Source organism: Sessilibacter sp. MAH3, assembly GCF_054658275.1.
In genome coordinates, this window is record NZ_BAAGIE010000009.1 from 85,957 (window position 1) to 101,006 (window position 15,050).

General features: G+C 40.5%; 19 protein-coding genes. 18 read left to right on the forward strand and 1 reads right to left on the reverse strand.

The window, feature by feature from the left end:
- Window positions 1-861: 861 nt before the first annotated feature.
- The 11 genes from nifE to ACYQ2C_RS07565 all read left to right on the forward strand — a co-directional run bounded on the left by nifE (window position 862) and on the right by ACYQ2C_RS07565 (window position 7,836).
- Entirely contained in the window at window positions 862-2,373 is a 1,512-nt protein-coding gene (gene nifE / locus ACYQ2C_RS07515) for a nitrogenase iron-molybdenum cofactor biosynthesis protein NifE (RefSeq protein ID WP_460101262.1), read from the forward strand.
- Between the two features lies 1 nt (window position 2,374).
- A complete protein-coding gene (gene nifN / locus ACYQ2C_RS07520; protein ID WP_460101260.1) occupies window positions 2,375-3,805 on the forward strand; it encodes a nitrogenase iron-molybdenum cofactor biosynthesis protein NifN in 1,431 nt (476 codons plus the stop codon).
- A 2-nt stretch (window positions 3,806-3,807) separates the two neighbouring features.
- Window positions 3,808-4,281, forward strand: coding sequence for a NifB/NifX family molybdenum-iron cluster-binding protein (locus tag ACYQ2C_RS07525; RefSeq protein WP_460049715.1), 474 nt, complete (start codon window positions 3,808-3,810; stop codon window positions 4,279-4,281).
- Between the two features lie 84 nt (window positions 4,282-4,365).
- On the forward strand, window positions 4,366-4,830 hold the full coding sequence (locus ACYQ2C_RS07530; RefSeq protein WP_460101256.1) for a NifX-associated nitrogen fixation protein: 465 nt from the start codon (window positions 4,366-4,368) through the stop codon (window positions 4,828-4,830).
- A 56-nt stretch (window positions 4,831-4,886) separates the two neighbouring features.
- On the forward strand, window positions 4,887-5,102 hold the full coding sequence (locus tag ACYQ2C_RS07535) for a CCE_0567 family metalloprotein (protein WP_460101253.1): 216 nt from the start codon (window positions 4,887-4,889) through the stop codon (window positions 5,100-5,102).
- Between the two features lie 176 nt (window positions 5,103-5,278).
- Window positions 5,279-5,581, forward strand: a complete 303-nt coding sequence (gene fdxB / locus ACYQ2C_RS07540; protein WP_460049709.1) for a ferredoxin III, nif-specific — start codon at window positions 5,279-5,281, stop codon at window positions 5,579-5,581.
- Between the two features lie 81 nt (window positions 5,582-5,662).
- A complete protein-coding gene (locus ACYQ2C_RS07545; RefSeq protein WP_460101250.1) occupies window positions 5,663-5,986 on the forward strand; it encodes a (2Fe-2S) ferredoxin domain-containing protein in 324 nt (107 codons plus the stop codon).
- Between the two features lie 20 nt (window positions 5,987-6,006).
- On the forward strand, window positions 6,007-6,579 hold the full coding sequence (locus ACYQ2C_RS07550) for a hypothetical protein (RefSeq protein ID WP_460101248.1): 573 nt from the start codon (window positions 6,007-6,009) through the stop codon (window positions 6,577-6,579).
- 3 nt (window positions 6,580-6,582) lie between these two features.
- Window positions 6,583-6,969, forward strand: a complete 387-nt coding sequence (locus ACYQ2C_RS07555; protein WP_460101246.1) for a hypothetical protein — start codon at window positions 6,583-6,585, stop codon at window positions 6,967-6,969.
- Between the two features lie 11 nt (window positions 6,970-6,980).
- Window positions 6,981-7,436, forward strand: a complete 456-nt coding sequence (locus ACYQ2C_RS07560; RefSeq protein WP_460101244.1) for a hypothetical protein — start codon at window positions 6,981-6,983, stop codon at window positions 7,434-7,436.
- The gene (locus tag ACYQ2C_RS07565) at window positions 7,426-7,836 is read left to right on the forward strand and encodes a Rossmann-like domain-containing protein (RefSeq protein WP_460101242.1); all 411 of its coding nucleotides are present in this window, start codon (window positions 7,426-7,428) and stop codon (window positions 7,834-7,836) included. The genes ACYQ2C_RS07560 and ACYQ2C_RS07565 overlap by 11 nt, the downstream gene beginning before the upstream one ends.
- A gap of 542 nt (window positions 7,837-8,378) precedes the next feature.
- Here the strand turns inward: ACYQ2C_RS07565 and ACYQ2C_RS07570 are convergent.
- Window positions 8,379-8,648 carry a nitrogen fixation protein NifZ gene (locus tag ACYQ2C_RS07570; protein ID WP_460101240.1) on the reverse strand — a complete coding sequence of 90 codons (270 nt, stop codon included), beginning with the start codon at window positions 8,646-8,648 and terminating at the stop codon, window positions 8,379-8,381.
- Window positions 8,649-8,922: 274 nt separating this feature from the next.
- On the opposite strand from ACYQ2C_RS07570, the gene ACYQ2C_RS07575 reads away from it, so the two are divergent.
- From ACYQ2C_RS07575 to ACYQ2C_RS07605, 7 genes are all read left to right on the forward strand, one after another.
- Complete coding sequence (locus ACYQ2C_RS07575) at window positions 8,923-9,246, forward strand: HesB/IscA family protein (protein WP_460049700.1); 324 nt, start codon at window positions 8,923-8,925, stop codon at window positions 9,244-9,246.
- Between the two features lie 129 nt (window positions 9,247-9,375).
- Window positions 9,376-10,293 (forward strand): Fe-S cluster assembly protein NifU, encoded by a 918-nt coding sequence (gene nifU, locus ACYQ2C_RS07580; protein WP_460101236.1) that lies wholly within the window; start codon window positions 9,376-9,378, stop codon window positions 10,291-10,293.
- 2 nt (window positions 10,294-10,295) lie between these two features.
- Window positions 10,296-11,504 carry a cysteine desulfurase NifS gene (nifS, locus tag ACYQ2C_RS07585; protein WP_460049698.1) on the forward strand — a complete coding sequence of 403 codons (1,209 nt, stop codon included), beginning with the start codon at window positions 10,296-10,298 and terminating at the stop codon, window positions 11,502-11,504.
- Window positions 11,505-12,126: 622 nt separating this feature from the next.
- Window positions 12,127-13,287 carry a homocitrate synthase gene (gene nifV, locus ACYQ2C_RS07590; protein ID WP_460101233.1) on the forward strand — a complete coding sequence of 387 codons (1,161 nt, stop codon included), beginning with the start codon at window positions 12,127-12,129 and terminating at the stop codon, window positions 13,285-13,287.
- A gap of 97 nt (window positions 13,288-13,384) precedes the next feature.
- On the forward strand, window positions 13,385-13,918 hold the full coding sequence (locus tag ACYQ2C_RS07595; RefSeq protein WP_460049696.1) for a hypothetical protein: 534 nt from the start codon (window positions 13,385-13,387) through the stop codon (window positions 13,916-13,918).
- A gap of 175 nt (window positions 13,919-14,093) precedes the next feature.
- Complete coding sequence (nifW, locus tag ACYQ2C_RS07600) at window positions 14,094-14,423, forward strand: nitrogenase-stabilizing/protective protein NifW (RefSeq protein ID WP_460049695.1); 330 nt, start codon at window positions 14,094-14,096, stop codon at window positions 14,421-14,423.
- Between the two features lie 6 nt (window positions 14,424-14,429).
- Entirely contained in the window at window positions 14,430-14,903 is a 474-nt protein-coding gene (locus tag ACYQ2C_RS07605; protein WP_460049694.1) for a nitrogen fixation protein NifZ, read from the forward strand.
- Window positions 14,904-15,050: the final 147 nt, after the last annotated feature.

The following is a 15,050-nucleotide window of genomic DNA, read 5'->3' on the forward strand; positions in this document are numbered from 1 at the left end:
GTTTCTAAAATATTTATATCAATAATTTTCGTCAATATTTTTTAGGATTCAGATTTATAAGATAATAACAATGATCTCAGTTTTTATTTTTCTATTGGCTTTGCTAAAAAATCTGTCTAGCCTTTTAGACGCTCACTTACTTGTCCATTTAATTGATTTGAGCTTTGCTCTAGAAAATTTATACGGTTAACGAAAAAATAAATGAGCTAGTATTATCTCAACAAATAAAATTTGAGATGGTTGTTAGTAGACTAAAACCGGGTTAATGTATTTTAAATATCTAAAATAGCAATAAAAACCTTGGTCTAGCTCACCTGTGATTAATTTAGGGAATTCACTTTTCAGCTGCTGACTTCTGTTGTTTGCTTACTTCACTGCAAATTCTATTTACATCGAAATTTGACGTGGTAATTAATCCCAAATTAAAAACGCTTTTTATCAACTCAATCATCTCATTCGATAATTTCGTAACAACTGTATAAGAACCTTTGATTAACAAATCCATGATTTAATCAGAGTGCAGAAATTAAAAATGCGATTTCTAATTTGCTCAAAATTTCAATTACTTACCGTGCTCGAAATGGGTGACAAATCCTTGTGTCGTTTGAAAATTCAAGTTAATCAGAATTTTCTATACGCTTTTGATTGTTGCAGTCATTCCATCAAATCAAGATTGTCGTGTTTCTTACACGCGACGCTTTCAAAAAATAGTATGTTTTTCAAATGTTTATACAGTTATACGCAAGGGAGTGGTTATTGCTACCACTATAAACAACTGTTGCGGGGCTAGAATTATCAGTCCTTCACTCACATAAATTTGTCGTGGTTTGCACTAATGCGCAAACAGGGGGAGAGTGTTGAATGAAAGCCAAAGACATCGCCGAATTATTAGACGAACCCGCCTGCGAACACAACAACAAGTCCAAATCCGGCTGTGCAAAACCCAAACCCGGCTCCGCCGCCGGCGGTTGCGCGTTTGATGGTGCACAAATCGCCTTATTACCTATCGCCGATGTTGCACATATTGTTCATGGTCCTATTGCTTGCGCGGGTAGCTCTTGGGATAACCGAGGTACACGCAGTAGCGGTTCCACTTTGTTTCGTATTGGCATGACCACCGATCTTACCGAACAAGATATTGTAATGGGTCGTGGTGAAAAAAGACTTTATCATTCTATTAAACAAGCCGTAGAAGACTACAACCCTCCCGCTGTATTTGTGTATAACACCTGTGTACCGGCACTTATTGGTGACGATATAGATGCGGTTTGCAAAGCCACATCCGAAAAGTTCGGCGTGCCGGTGGTGCCCGTCGATTGCGCAGGATTTTACGGCACTAAAAATTTAGGCAACCGCATTGCCGGTGATGCGATGTTTAAACATGTTGTTGGCACACGTGACCCAGAGCCAGTTGCAGAATTTGCGCAACGCGACAATATTAAAATTCACGATGTAAATTTAATTGGTGAATACAACATTGCCGGTGAATTTTGGTATGTATTGCCGTTACTGGATGAATTAGGTTTACGCGTACTGTGTACGCTTTCGGGTGATGCGCGTTTTCATGAAGTGCAAACCATGCATAAAGCCGAAGTGAATATGATGGTTTGCTCAAAGGCGATGCTTAATGTCGCTCGTAAACTGCAAGATAATTACGGCACTCCTTGGTTTGAAGGCAGTTTTTACGGCATTACCGATACCTCTGAAGCTTTGCGCGGTTTTGCAAAATTAATTAATGACGATGATTTAACCGCACGTACCGAAGCACTGATCGAACGCGAAGAAAAACGCATTAGAGAAGCGTTAAATGCATGGCGCCCTCGATTACAAGGTAAACGCGTATTGCTTTACACCGGTGGTGTGAAGTCTTGGTCGGTCATTTCTGCGTTGCAAGATTTGGGTATGAAAGTTGTTGCAACTGGTACCAAAAAATCCACCGAAGAAGACAAAGCTAGAATTCGTGAATTAATGGGCGACGATACCTTAATGATCGATGATGGCAATCCTAAAGAATTAATTCGTATCGTGACCGATTACAAAGCCGACATCTTAATTGCCGGTGGCCGCAACATGTATACGGCACTTAAAGCCAGAATTCCCTTTTTAGATATTAACCAAGAACGTGAATTTGGTTATGCCGGTTACGATGGTATGTTGGAATTAGTACGACAATTAACGCTCACCATTGAAAGCCCCGTTTGGAATACCGCAAAAAGTAAAGCGCCTTGGGAAAGTAAAGCACCCTGGGAAACAAATACTGAGAAAATGGTTTCAACCACTATTTTAACCGATACAGTTGGTGTTACCGAGTCTGATAAATCCGGCTACAAACTGTCTGATGCTCCTAATTTTAATGCAACGTTAGGAGCCTAAAATGACTGAGCTATTAAAAAGACGTAAAGCATTATCGGTAAGCCCACTTAAAGCAAGTCAAACCGTTGGAGCTTCTTTGGCATTTCTAGGATTCTCACGATCAATGCCAATAATGCACGGTTCTCAAGGTTGTACCGCATTTGCAAAAGTATTTTTTGTTCGACATTTTCGCGAGCCGATTCCTTTACAAACCACGGCAATGGATCAGGTCAGTTCCGTAATGGGCGCTGACGATAACATCGTTGAAGCCCTTAAAAATATTTGCGAAAAAAGCTCTCCAACTATTTTAGGTTTGGTCACCACTGGCTTAGCTGAAACACAAGGTGCCGATATTCATGGTGCAGTAAAACAATTTCGCGCCAAATATCCACAGTTTGAAAACAATCATGTAGTCGCCGTTAATACGCCTGATTTTAGCGGCAGTTTTGAAAGCGGTTTTGCCACCGCCTTAAAAGGTATTATCGAAACACTAGTGCCAACAACTTTTGATGAACAAAATCCAGAAAATAATCGGGTTGGTCTGCGCAAAAAACAAGTTAATGTTTTATGTCATGCGAATCTTACACCCGGCGATTTAGAGTACGTGGTAGACAGTATCGAAAGCTTTGGCTTACGCGCCATGTTAATTCCCGATTTATCCGGCTCGTTAGATGGTCATTTACCCGACGAAAATTTTAATCCGCTAACAACCGGTGGTCTCACGGTTGATGATTTAAAAACCGCCGGTGAAAGCGTCGCGACATTGGTGTTAGGGGAAAGCATTAAACCCGCCGCCTTGAGTTTAAAAAAGAAAACCGGTGTGCCTAATTATTATTTCCCGCATTTAATGACGTTAGAGGCTGTTGATCAATGGTTGTACACGTTATCGCAAATCAGTAATTGTGAAGTTGCGCCCAAATGGCAGCGCCATCGCAAACAATTACAAGACGCCATGCTCGATACTCATTTTATGATTGGCTCCACCCGAGTTGCGATGGCGGGAGATGGTGATTTATTAGTGGGTTTTGATGCATTGATCACGTCTATGGGCGCGTCCATGGTTGCCGCAGTTATTCCTGCAAATTCGAAAACCCTGGGTAAATTATCCATAGAACAGATTCAAATTGGTGATATGGAAGACCTAGAAATTCTGGCAAAAGAACAGCGTGCAGAATTATTAATTGGTAATTCACACGCTAGCGAAAACGCAGAACGTTTGCACGTGCCTTTGGTAAGAGCGGGTTTTCCACAGTACGATTTGGTGGGTGGTTTTCAACGTTGTTGGGTTGGTTATCGCGGCATTCAGCAAGCTTTGTTTGATATTGCTAATATGAAGCTTGCACATCATCAAGATATTCAACCGTATCACTCCATTTATTCACAAAAAGCCGAAGCCCAAGCGCTCTACCAAAACGTAGGGGAGCGTGGCCCGAATATCTGGGGAGGTCACTGATCATGAGTGGACTCAAACGTAATCTTTCGGTGGTTACCGACGAGTCCACCGATGATCTGTTAAAAGTGGCATTTGCCACATCTGATCGCACTCATGTTGATCAACATTTTGGCTCAGCCGAGCAATTTGTGGTTTATGGCGTAAATCCCGGCCATAAAGTGCTATTGCACATAGCCGAGTTTGATCCCATTAGCAACGATGAAAACGAAATTAAATTAGCGCAAAAGTTAGATTTTTTAAAAGATTGCATTGCCGTTTATTGCCGGGCTTGTGGTGCGTCTGCGGTGCGACAATTGTTATCTTTGGGCGTGCAGCCGGTAAAAGTCGTTGAAGGTGCAGTTATAGAAGAACTTATCGAAGCACTTCAGCAAGAGTTATTACAAGGTCCTTCTACTTGGTTGGCAAAAGCAATCACTAAAAATACCTTAGATTTAAACCGCTTTCACGACATGGAAATGCAAGGTTGGGACGAATAAATTCGTGAGCAACATTCGAAATTTATTAATATTTCGAACGACTTAAAATTAACAAGCTTTCTACAAAAAATATTGGAGAGAACAATGTCTGAAGCAGTTGCAGTTTCTGAAGATTTAATGGCGCAACCATTTGTACGGCAAATGGTACTGCAGCTTAGAGCTGTAGATAGCTACGGCACCTACGATAACTGGAGTGATGAAAAAGTTGTAGATCCGCTGATTTTAACCAAAGAGCGTAAGCGTGAAATTCCAGTAGTTGGCGACCCAGATGAAGTTGTTATTTCACGATTAAAAGCTTATTACAACGCATTAGCGTCAACCATTGAGCAACGTACTGGATTAATGGCTGTACCTGTTGTTAATTTAACACACGAAGGATTTGGCCGCGCGTTTATTGTTGTCGGTAAATTAATTGCATTGGATAAAACCCTTCGCGATGTGCACCGCTTTGGCTTTCCGAGTTTAGAAAAACTCATTGAAGACAGTGAGAAGCTCGTTCAAAAAGCGGCTCAGCTGATAGAAGATCACAGAGTTGTTGCTGAGCTTTAATCATTTAAATGTAAATATTTGGAAATTTTTACCGATTAATAGATTGAGGTGAAAACATGACAGACGACGCTTTAAAAGCACTTCAAAAAGATGTACGTAAAAAAAAGCGTATTGCTACCGAATTAGCTTCAGAAGTGCATGACTTGGTGGAAGACAGACTTTGGACAGATTTCGACAATCTAGCCGAAATTGCTGAAAAAACCGCTGCTGCGTGCCGGGAGTGGGCCATCGCGGCCAAGCAACTGGAAGAAGCAGAAGCTGCGATTGCTTAATATTCAGCAAATTGTAGGTGATCTAGAGTTTCTAACAACACAAATTGTGTTGCTAATTTTGAAAACAGTAGCTGATTCAATTTATGTCCTCTGATGAATGTTCCCATGATTTAATCAGAGGTCTCTATAAATACTAAATAGCCTGATTTACTGAAAATAGTCTATGGAGGTCAATCATGTCTGGCGGAAAGATTGTTGGTCACACACGTGGTGGAGAAGAGTGGACTCCTCAATTCGTTGTCGCGCTCGATCAATCAACCTGTATTGGTTGTGGCCGTTGTTACAAAGTGTGTCCTAGAAATGTGTTTGAATTGGTCGAGCGTGGCTCTGTAGAAAATTTAGATGATGACGACGACTTTTACGATGATGACGACGAAATGATGGTTATGTCGATTTCAAATGAAATGGACTGCATTGGTTGTATGTCGTGTTCTAAAGTATGTCCGAAAAATTGTCACAGCCATCAAGAAGCGGCATAAATTAATTCGCAGTAATCATTCAACAATTCATCAATACTACAATTCATCAATACTACCCAGCCTAAGACTAGGAGGCCGATTATGCCACGTCCAGAAAAACACGTATTTATATGCGCGCAAACTCGTGCTGAAGGTCATCCACGTGGCAGCTGTGGTCAAACAGGAGCCGTGGATGTATTTCAAAGCTTCGCCAATGAAATTAATCAACGGCAATTAATGGGTAAGGTTGCCTTAACCAGTACCGGTTGTCTTGGCCCGTGTCAGGTTGGTGTCAATGTTTTGGTCTATCCAGAGGGCGTTATGTATTGCCAAATAACACCGGATATTGTTCCAAAAATTGTCGAGCAGCATTTAATGAATGGCGATCCAGTTACTGAAAAGATTGCACCGGCAGAGATTTGGTAACAATTTATCGAGTAGTAGCAATGGATACATCTGTATTGATTTCTAAAGTTTCTTCTGCAAATGCATCGCCAGATAAGATCAAATATATTGGTGGCGATCGAATCTATTTTTCCCGAAAAATTCCAGACGACTTAGCACTGGAACTAAATCGATTGTTGGATATGGATTTCTCAAAATCCGATCAAAATTCGCTAGTAAAAGGCAATTTATACTTAGAGGAAAGGCTACTCGAAATACACGAACAATGGCCGGGTTGTGTAGATCCATACATGGCATTGTTTAAGTTTTATTTTCGGGTGGTGCGTTATCAAGAAGCTGAGCGTATGGTTTGGCGATTAATGACGCTATTATCGGATCGAAACCAGTTTTGTAAAAATTATCGTTTACTCAAACCTTGCACGACCAATTGGCTATTACACGATTCCGATCCAAGACATTTCTTGTTCTGCCTGAAAGCACTGGGCGTAATACGTCTGCGACGAGGCAAAGTTTTTTTGGCGAAAAAGGTGTTGTCAAAATTAGAAGAGCTAGACCCTAATGACGAAATTGGTGGATCAAACTTTTTATTTATCGCGCGCTCATTTGATGAATGATCTATGAATACAGCACTATCCTCCAAAGACTTGGAATCTGTTCTTTTAGAAAAGCGTGAAATACTGCAAAGCATCTGTCAGGCCATGCGCGTGCAGCTAATTGAAGTTGGTTTGCAGGATAATTTAAACACCTTACCAAGGCCCGAACTCGCACAATATTCTTTAAGGATTGATCCGTTCGACAGCAGCGAAACCTTATTTGGTATTTGGCGCGATCAACATGGAAATCAAACCGGAGAAATACAAGTTCACAGCAGTGGGCGCGTTTACGCTGAAGCCGATGTGGTACGCAATCATCCAAAAGACGGCCGTTGGTTTGTAGAAGCTGTTACCGCATGGGGTAACGGTGACGATATTAAAACCGAATTACGATTACTGCCTGCGTTGTGAGTAGTTAATCTATGTCGCCTTGGTATCTTTATGACGAATTGATAAAAGAAGCGAGTAACATACTCTCTCCCAATACAAACAAGCTCCTATCGGTAGACAATCCTGCCATTATTAAAGAAATCTGCTTAGGCATTAATTGGTCGTATTTAAGCGCCGGTTTTTTAACGGAGAAATATGACCTTAGAGTGTCTAATTTTTTCTCACAGCAAGGTATTTTTTTCAGCCCCAAAAATATTGCCAGAACCTTGCCGTGGTCGGGTAGTTTAATAAATTCGCCCATTCAACAATATTTTACGTCTATTAAAAGTTGGGAATGGGCCGAAGCAACCGTTGGCGCACTTGCCATAAATACGGTTATTAATTCCCTTTCTACATTGTTGAATAATGCGGAAAATATTGATGACTCGCAGTCAATTCCCGGAAATCTAACGGTTTTTAAACATTTTTTTTCCGCAGTTGCATGGTAAGCAAGTATCGGTAATTGGCCGGTATCCTGGTTTAGAAATACTGTTAAAGCAAAACGATATAAATCCCGAGTTGTGGACGATCATCGAAAAAAATCCACAAGGTAATGATTACCCTGATGTGGCGGCTTATTACTATCTATCAGAATCTGACTGGGTCTTTATTACGGCCTCCAGTATTGTTAATAAAACATTACCGATGTTATTGGAGCGTTGTAAAGACGCCAATGTGGTATTAATGGGGCCAAGTTTACCTTGGTCAGCTGTCTGGAAAGAACTTGGCGTAAATTACCTCGCGGGTGTTGAAGTATTGTCTTTGAGTGGCGTGCAAGAAGTAGTAATGCAAGCCGGTGGCACACAACTGTTTGAAGGCCCTGTTGCATATAAAATATTGGCCCTATAAATACCAAATTTAATCCTCTTTAATTTTAGAACAATTTCTACTCATGCAATTCCTACCCATGTTAGAACCGCTAGAAAACCCATCACAGAACTGGCCACTACGATTTGTTATTATTCATTTACACCCAACAAGTACACGCTTACGATTTTTAATAAATCAAACCGGTCATCTATCCCTTCCTAGTAAGTTACCCTCATTATCAGAAATTATAGAAAATGATAATTCACTCCTTTCGCAGAAAATATTATCAAATTCCAATGTAGTCACTCATCCGTCATCGTACTTAAAAAAATTATGCACAAAGCACGCTTTGCCGTTAGAACAGCTGGATATTGTGAGTGAATTTAAGACAACGATAGACACTCCGGGATGTTTAATGAATGTGTTTTTACTGCGTGTATCCAGCGAGCAACCCTTCCAGGCGCCAATGTCATGGCGCTGGATCGAATTGCCGGATAGTTTTCAGTTAATTAGCATAGAACGTTTAATAATGAAGAGAATATACGAGTTCTATTTAGATTAGACCGTAATAGATGCTTAAATTAACGACTTAAATCATCGCCAACAATTTCTATATCTTCTGGCCAGCAACCAATTGGCGGGCCGAGTTCAGCGCTTTCATTACCCTTTTCAAACTGTACCAAAAATATTTCTTGGTCTTCGTTTTCTTCTAAATGCCCAAAGTTAACAATTACACCACGGATACCTTTCGAAACCAATAATTCTTCTTCGGCTTTTTCGGGAAAGCTGCCGTCGTTCAATATATCTTTTGTGGCAAAAATTGTGTCACCCGGTTGTAGCATATAAGGCATGTTGGCGTCCTCTTGGGTTGTCGTGAATGTTACAAAGCGTTGTTGGTGGTGATCTTTAAAACAGCTGTGTCGCTTATCGATTCTTACTAAATCGTTGATTTTTATCAAAAAAAGTTTGGTAAAAATCGATGGTATAAGCGTTGCACTTTTCCTTGAGTACTTATTTCATCGAGCTTGATTGGGTCACAACAATCTTTAGGTGCTCTAAAACGCTCTTTTACACTTTTGCACACACAATGATTTGCAAACAGTTTGCCACGAGGAGATACAACAAATGGTTATCTTAACTGAAAGCGCAGTGAAAGCAGTTAGCCGTTTTATCGAAAATAGCGAGAAAAATATCGCTGGTTTGCGCATCAAGGTCGATGGTGGTGGTTGTTCAGGTTTTCAATACGGTTTAAGACTTGAAGATTCCATTTCAGAAAACGATACAGTGCATGAAATCGGTGGCATTAAAATGTTGATCGACAAAGCCAGCGAACCTTTGCTGCAAGGTGTGAAAGTCGATTTTATTGATAGCATGGAAGGCAGTGGTTTTAAATTTGAAAACCCAAATGCAACGGCAAGTTGTGGCTGCGGAAAATCTTTCTCAGCGTAATTAAGTATCTGCATGTTAGCAGTACTCACTAAAGAACCGTGAATTGAGAGAAATAGAGCAATATTAATTTAATCAATATCGCATTCGAGCTAAGGCTCGATCGGAACAGTAGATTTTGGAGGATTGGCCATGTGGGATTATTCTGAGAAAGTTAAAGAACACTTTTTTGATCCAAAAAACGCAGGTGCTGTAGCGGATGCAAATGCCGTTGGTGATGTCGGCTCAATAAATTGTGGAGACGCGCTGCGTTTAACCTTAAAGGTAAATCCAGAAACCGAAATTATTGAAGATGCAGGATTTCAAACATTTGGTTGCGGATCTGCGATTGCGTCTTCTTCGGCGTTAACTGAAATTATCAAGGGTAAAACCTTAGACGAAGCCTTGTTAGTGACTAATCAAGATATTGCCGATTATCTTGATGGATTGCCGCCAGAAAAAATGCATTGCTCGGTAATGGGTCGTGAAGCGCTACAGGCGGCAGTTGCAGATTATCGTGGTGAAGAGTGGAAAGATGATCACGAAGAAGGTGCGTTAATTTGTAAATGTTTCGCCATTGATGAAATTATGGTTGAAGAAACCATTCGCGCCAATAATCTTCACACTGTAGAAGAAGTTACCAACTATACCAAAGCCGGCGGTGGTTGCTCTTCCTGTCACGAAGCCATTGAAGGCGTATTAACGCGTGTTCTTGCCGAAAAAGGTGAATCGTTTATGGCGCCAGCCATTGGTGGTGCACCTGTAGCGTCTCCAGTTGTTGCCGCTAAACCAAAACCCGCGGCTAAAGCCAGTGGTAATTTAAAACGCATTCGCATTATCGAAATGGTTCTTGAATCTATTCGCCCTAATTTACAAGCCGATAACGGCGACGTTGAATTAGTGGATGTTGATGGTAAAAATATTTATGTGCATTTAACCGGTGCTTGTAACGGTTGCCAAATGGCAGCGATGACTTTAGGTGGTATTCAACAGCGTTTAATCGAAGAGTTGGGAGAATTTGTAAAAGTTCTGCCAGATACCGAAATGCCCGTTGCAATGGAAGGAGCGTAATCATGTCTGATATTTACATGGATAATAACGCAACCACCATGGTTGATCCGGCGGTTGTTGAAGAGATGATGCCATTTTTCTCTGAACAATTTGGTAATCCGTCGTCGTTACACAGCTTTGGTAACAAGGTTGGAATGGCGCTAAAAAAAGCGCGTAAACAAGTACAACGATTAATCGGTGCTGAATTCGATTCCGAAATTATCTTTACCTCCTGTGGTTCGGAGTCAGATTCAACGGCAATTTTATCGGCCCTAAGAGCGCAACCTGAACGCCGCGAAATTATTACCACGGTTGTTGAGCATCCTGCGGTATTAAATTTGTGTGAATATTTAGAAACCGAAGGTTATACCGTTCATTATTTAAAAGTAGACAATAAAGGTCGTTTAGATTTAGACGAGTACAAAAAATTATTGTCCGATAAGGTTGCTGTTGTCAGTATTATGTGGGCAAATAATGAATCTGGTACTATTTTTCCTGTCGAAGAAATGGCAGAACTTGCTCACAACAAAGGTATTATGTTCCATACCGATGCCGTGCAAGCAGTAGGTAAAATTCCTATCGATCTTGAAAATAGCTACATTCACATGTTGTCTATGTCGGGTCATAAATTACACGCACCTAAAGGTGTTGGTGTATTGTATTTAAAACGTGGTACTCGCTTCCGTCCATTGTTACGCGGTGGTCATCAGGAGCGTGGTCGACGGGCAGGTACCGAAAACGTGGCAAGTATTGTTGGTCTTGGTAAAGCGTGCGAAATGGCCGGTTCACACATTGAATTCGAAAATACTCACGTAAAAGCCATGCGCGACCGCTTACAAGAAGGAATTCTTGCCGCCGTTCCAAATTGTTTCGCCACGGGTGATGTTGAAAATCGTCTGCCCAATACCGCGAGTATTGCGTTCGAATTTATCGAAGGTGAAGCCATTTTATTATTAATGAATAAAGTAGGCATTGCGGCATCAAGTGGTTCTGCCTGTACTTCGGGTTCGCTAGAACCTTCGCATGTTATGATGGCCATGGGTATCCCGTACACCGCAGCACATGGAACGGTTCGTTTTTCTCTATCGCGTTATAACACCATGGAAGAAGTTGAACGTGTTATTGCAGAGGTTCCTGGAATTGTTGCCAAGCTGCGTAAGCTTTCGCCTTACTGGGGAGAAAACGGCCCAATTGAAAATCCTGAAGCCGCATTTGCGCCGGTTTATGCGTAATGATTGATTTATGCGTAATGATTGATTAACACGTTTATTAGATGAGCTTTATGAATTTTTAACTGAGCAATACAATTTTGCTCAGTTAATAGATTCTTGCTTTAAACGTACGTAAAATTGTGAAATTCCTAATTAGGGATTAATCCATCCATACTTCTATCAACCTCCGAGAAGTAGCTCTACTCTTCTGAAGCGAAATGCTTTAACGCGTCTTCGGGCGCGGTTTTTTTATTTGAATGTTGTTTAAATTCAAACTGCCTCTCATACATTTCTAATATCTCGCCTGCGCTAATCACTCACAACACAGTTATTGAGCGAGACGCAGCTTGCTTTAAATCGTACTTTTTTTGTAGCTTAAAATCGAAATTATCTGCCGGACTCAATAAGAATTTATTTGTCGTAATTACGACAAGCGTTAATGCTTTGTTATGTTTGTTGAAGAATTATTACCGACAAAATATATATCTTAATGATTTTTATAGAATTTTTTTGTGGAATGTCAGTTGCAGCACAGTAGAAGCCGTTAACGAATGAATTCAACCGTCGTTAAAGACCGGAAATAATTCGATTGGTGTATATACCACTATTCTATTGATTAGCTTGATAAAACAGGTGTTGAGCTATGAATAAAAATGTCGTAATTAATGATACAACATTGCGTGATGGCGAACAGAGTGCCGGTGTTGCATTTAGTTTAGAAGAAAAATTAGTGATTGCGACCAAGCTCGATGCCATGGGAGTACCCGAGTTAGAAATTGGTATTCCTGCCATGGGTGAAGATGAACGCGAATCCATGCGTCAAATTGCTGCGTTAAAATTAAACGCACGTTTAATGGCGTGGTGTCGAATGACAGAATTCGACCTTGAGGCGGCGCGTTTTACCGGTGTGCATTTGGTTGATCTTTCGATTCCTGTTTCTGATCAGCAAATACAATTTAAATTGGGTACCAATCGCGACGATGTTCTTAATAGAATTCGTAGGTTGGTTCCAACAGCGGTTGAGTTGGGATTTGAAGTTTGCGTAGGTTGTGAAGATGCATCCCGAGCCGATGAAGAATTTTTAGCACAGGTGGCAGAGGTTGCCGAAATTTGCGGAGCGAGCAGAATTCGATTTGCAGACACCTTAGGTGCTCTTGATCCATTTACTACATTTGAACGCATTTCTAATCTACGTGCAGCAACCGGCTTGCATATAGAAATGCACGCCCACGATGATTATGGTCTTGCAACCGCAAACACGTTAGCCGCAGTTAAAGCCGGTGCAACGCACATTAATACCACGGTAAATGGTTTAGGTGAGCGAGCAGGTAATGCGCCGCTCGAAGAATTAGTGGTTGGTTTAAAATATCTGCATGGTTTAGATACCGGTATCAATACGAAAGCAATTGCTGATGTTTCTGAATACGTCGCTAATGCCTCGGGTAGACCAGTAGCCTGGCAAAAAAGCATTACCGGTGCCGGTGTTTTTATGCACGAATCTGGCATCCATGTTGATGGTTTATTAAAAGATCGCAACAACTATCAATCATTAGATCCGTTAGAGTTGGGCCGGGAACATTTATTTGTATTAGGTAAGCATTCTGGTACAGCGCATTTAAATCGGCATTGCGAAAAATTAGGTATTCATCTGAATAAATCGCAATTACAACAATTGCTACAAAACGTCAGAAAATATTGCACAGAATTTAAAATAAGTCCTAGTGACTCGGTATTGATAGATTTTGCACATCAAATTCTACAGGCCGAAGAGATTGCAAAAATAGGCATAGAACTCGCAGTGTGAGAAATAGGTTTTATAAAACTCTCGATATATTTGAGGGTGTTTAAAAATTTTAGTGATCTTCAGATATTTTTGTTATCTTTAATTGTAGGTAAAAGCGATGGATCTACATGATTTTTCTGGCGGCGAAATGTATTTTGACGAGCAATTGTCTGAGCGAGTGTCAACATTAATCGAAATGGCGTCAGAAGCTTACGCCGAAGGCAATGCAGAGATTTCTTTGTTAAAAGCGTATTTTTTAGCACCTAAAAGCCTATCGGTATTAGTGGCTGTTTATCGATTCTATTATTATCAACATCGTTACGATGATGCTCTTGATTGCGCCGACAAAGCAATGACTATTGTTGCTGAAAAGTTAAATATGAATATTCCTTGGCGTAAACTGGACATGACAACATTAGGCTACGGTTTGATGACCTCAATGACATTAGTGCGCTTTTACCTATTGGCTTTAAAAGGTGCAGGTTATTTAAATTTGCGCCTAAATCGCATTGAAGAAGGCGTACAAATGTTAGAAAAAGTACGTGAACTAGACACAGAAGATCGATTGGGTACCGGTTATCTACTCGAAACCGTAGAGAGCTATCAACGAAGAAAAGCCGCTAATTTTGGTAAGTTAACGGTCGTCGCTTAAAAGTTTATGCAATAAAAAATTGTGATTAAGACTTTGATGAATTAATCGTAAAAATGAATCATAAAGCAGAGGTTCGAAATACGGTTTTTAAGATTTTTAAGAGTACCTTCGCTAAGCATTCAAACATTATAACAACAATATTTAATTTAAATTGGTTCACAATACAGGTGATGTTATGAGTGATCTAGAGTTTTTAGAAGAGTTAGAAGAATTGAGTTCAGCAGAAGATTTTTTGGAATACTTCGAAATTGAATTTGATCAGAAAGTTGTTTTTGTAAATCGCCTACACATAATGCAACGCTTTCATGATTATCTTGAAAAAGCCAAACCATCTATGTCTTCTGAAGAAAACGAAGATGTGCTAAAAGATGTCTATAAGCAATTATTGACCAATGCTTATCAAGACTTTGTAGAGTCGGATGCAATTACAGAGAAAGTGTTTAAAGTATTTCGCATGCACGAACCACAAACTACCTTTGTACCTCTAGACTCTATTTTGGAGTAATTTACCATGAAGCCCAGATACGATTACGGAACCGAAGTCAGACTCACCCGTAATGTACGAAATGACGGTACATATCCGGGTGAAGAGGTGGGTTCAATGTTGGTTCGTCGTGGTGAAATAGGTTCCATCTATGATGTTGGAACCTATCTGCAAGATCAAATTATTTATCGTGTGCACTTTTTAGAGGCCGGTAAAACCGTCGGTTGTCGAGAGGAAGAATTAATCTTAGCAGATGCACCATGGATACCGAATCGATTTGAGTTTCGTGAAAAAGTGTTTTGTAAAATTCGTGTTGAAATTGGTGGTGATCTCATTGCCGACAAGGCCGACGAAGGTGAAATAGAAAAAATCGTTAAGTCGGATGATATGGTTAAATACCATGTTCGATTTAACGGTAGAGTGTTCCTATTTCCGGAAAAAATACTAGCCGCAAGCCTAGAAGAAGTCGAAAACCCGGAGTTAGATCGGGTTGCTGTATAGCTAACTCGTTAGCAATTGCCGTTTTTATAGGAAACTCTGATTAACTTAGAGTTTCTTGCGATACAGGCATATGTCGCCAATTTCAAGAACGGTAAGTGATTGAAATTGTGAAGAAGTTAGAAAGCGCATTTTCAATTTCTGCCCTCT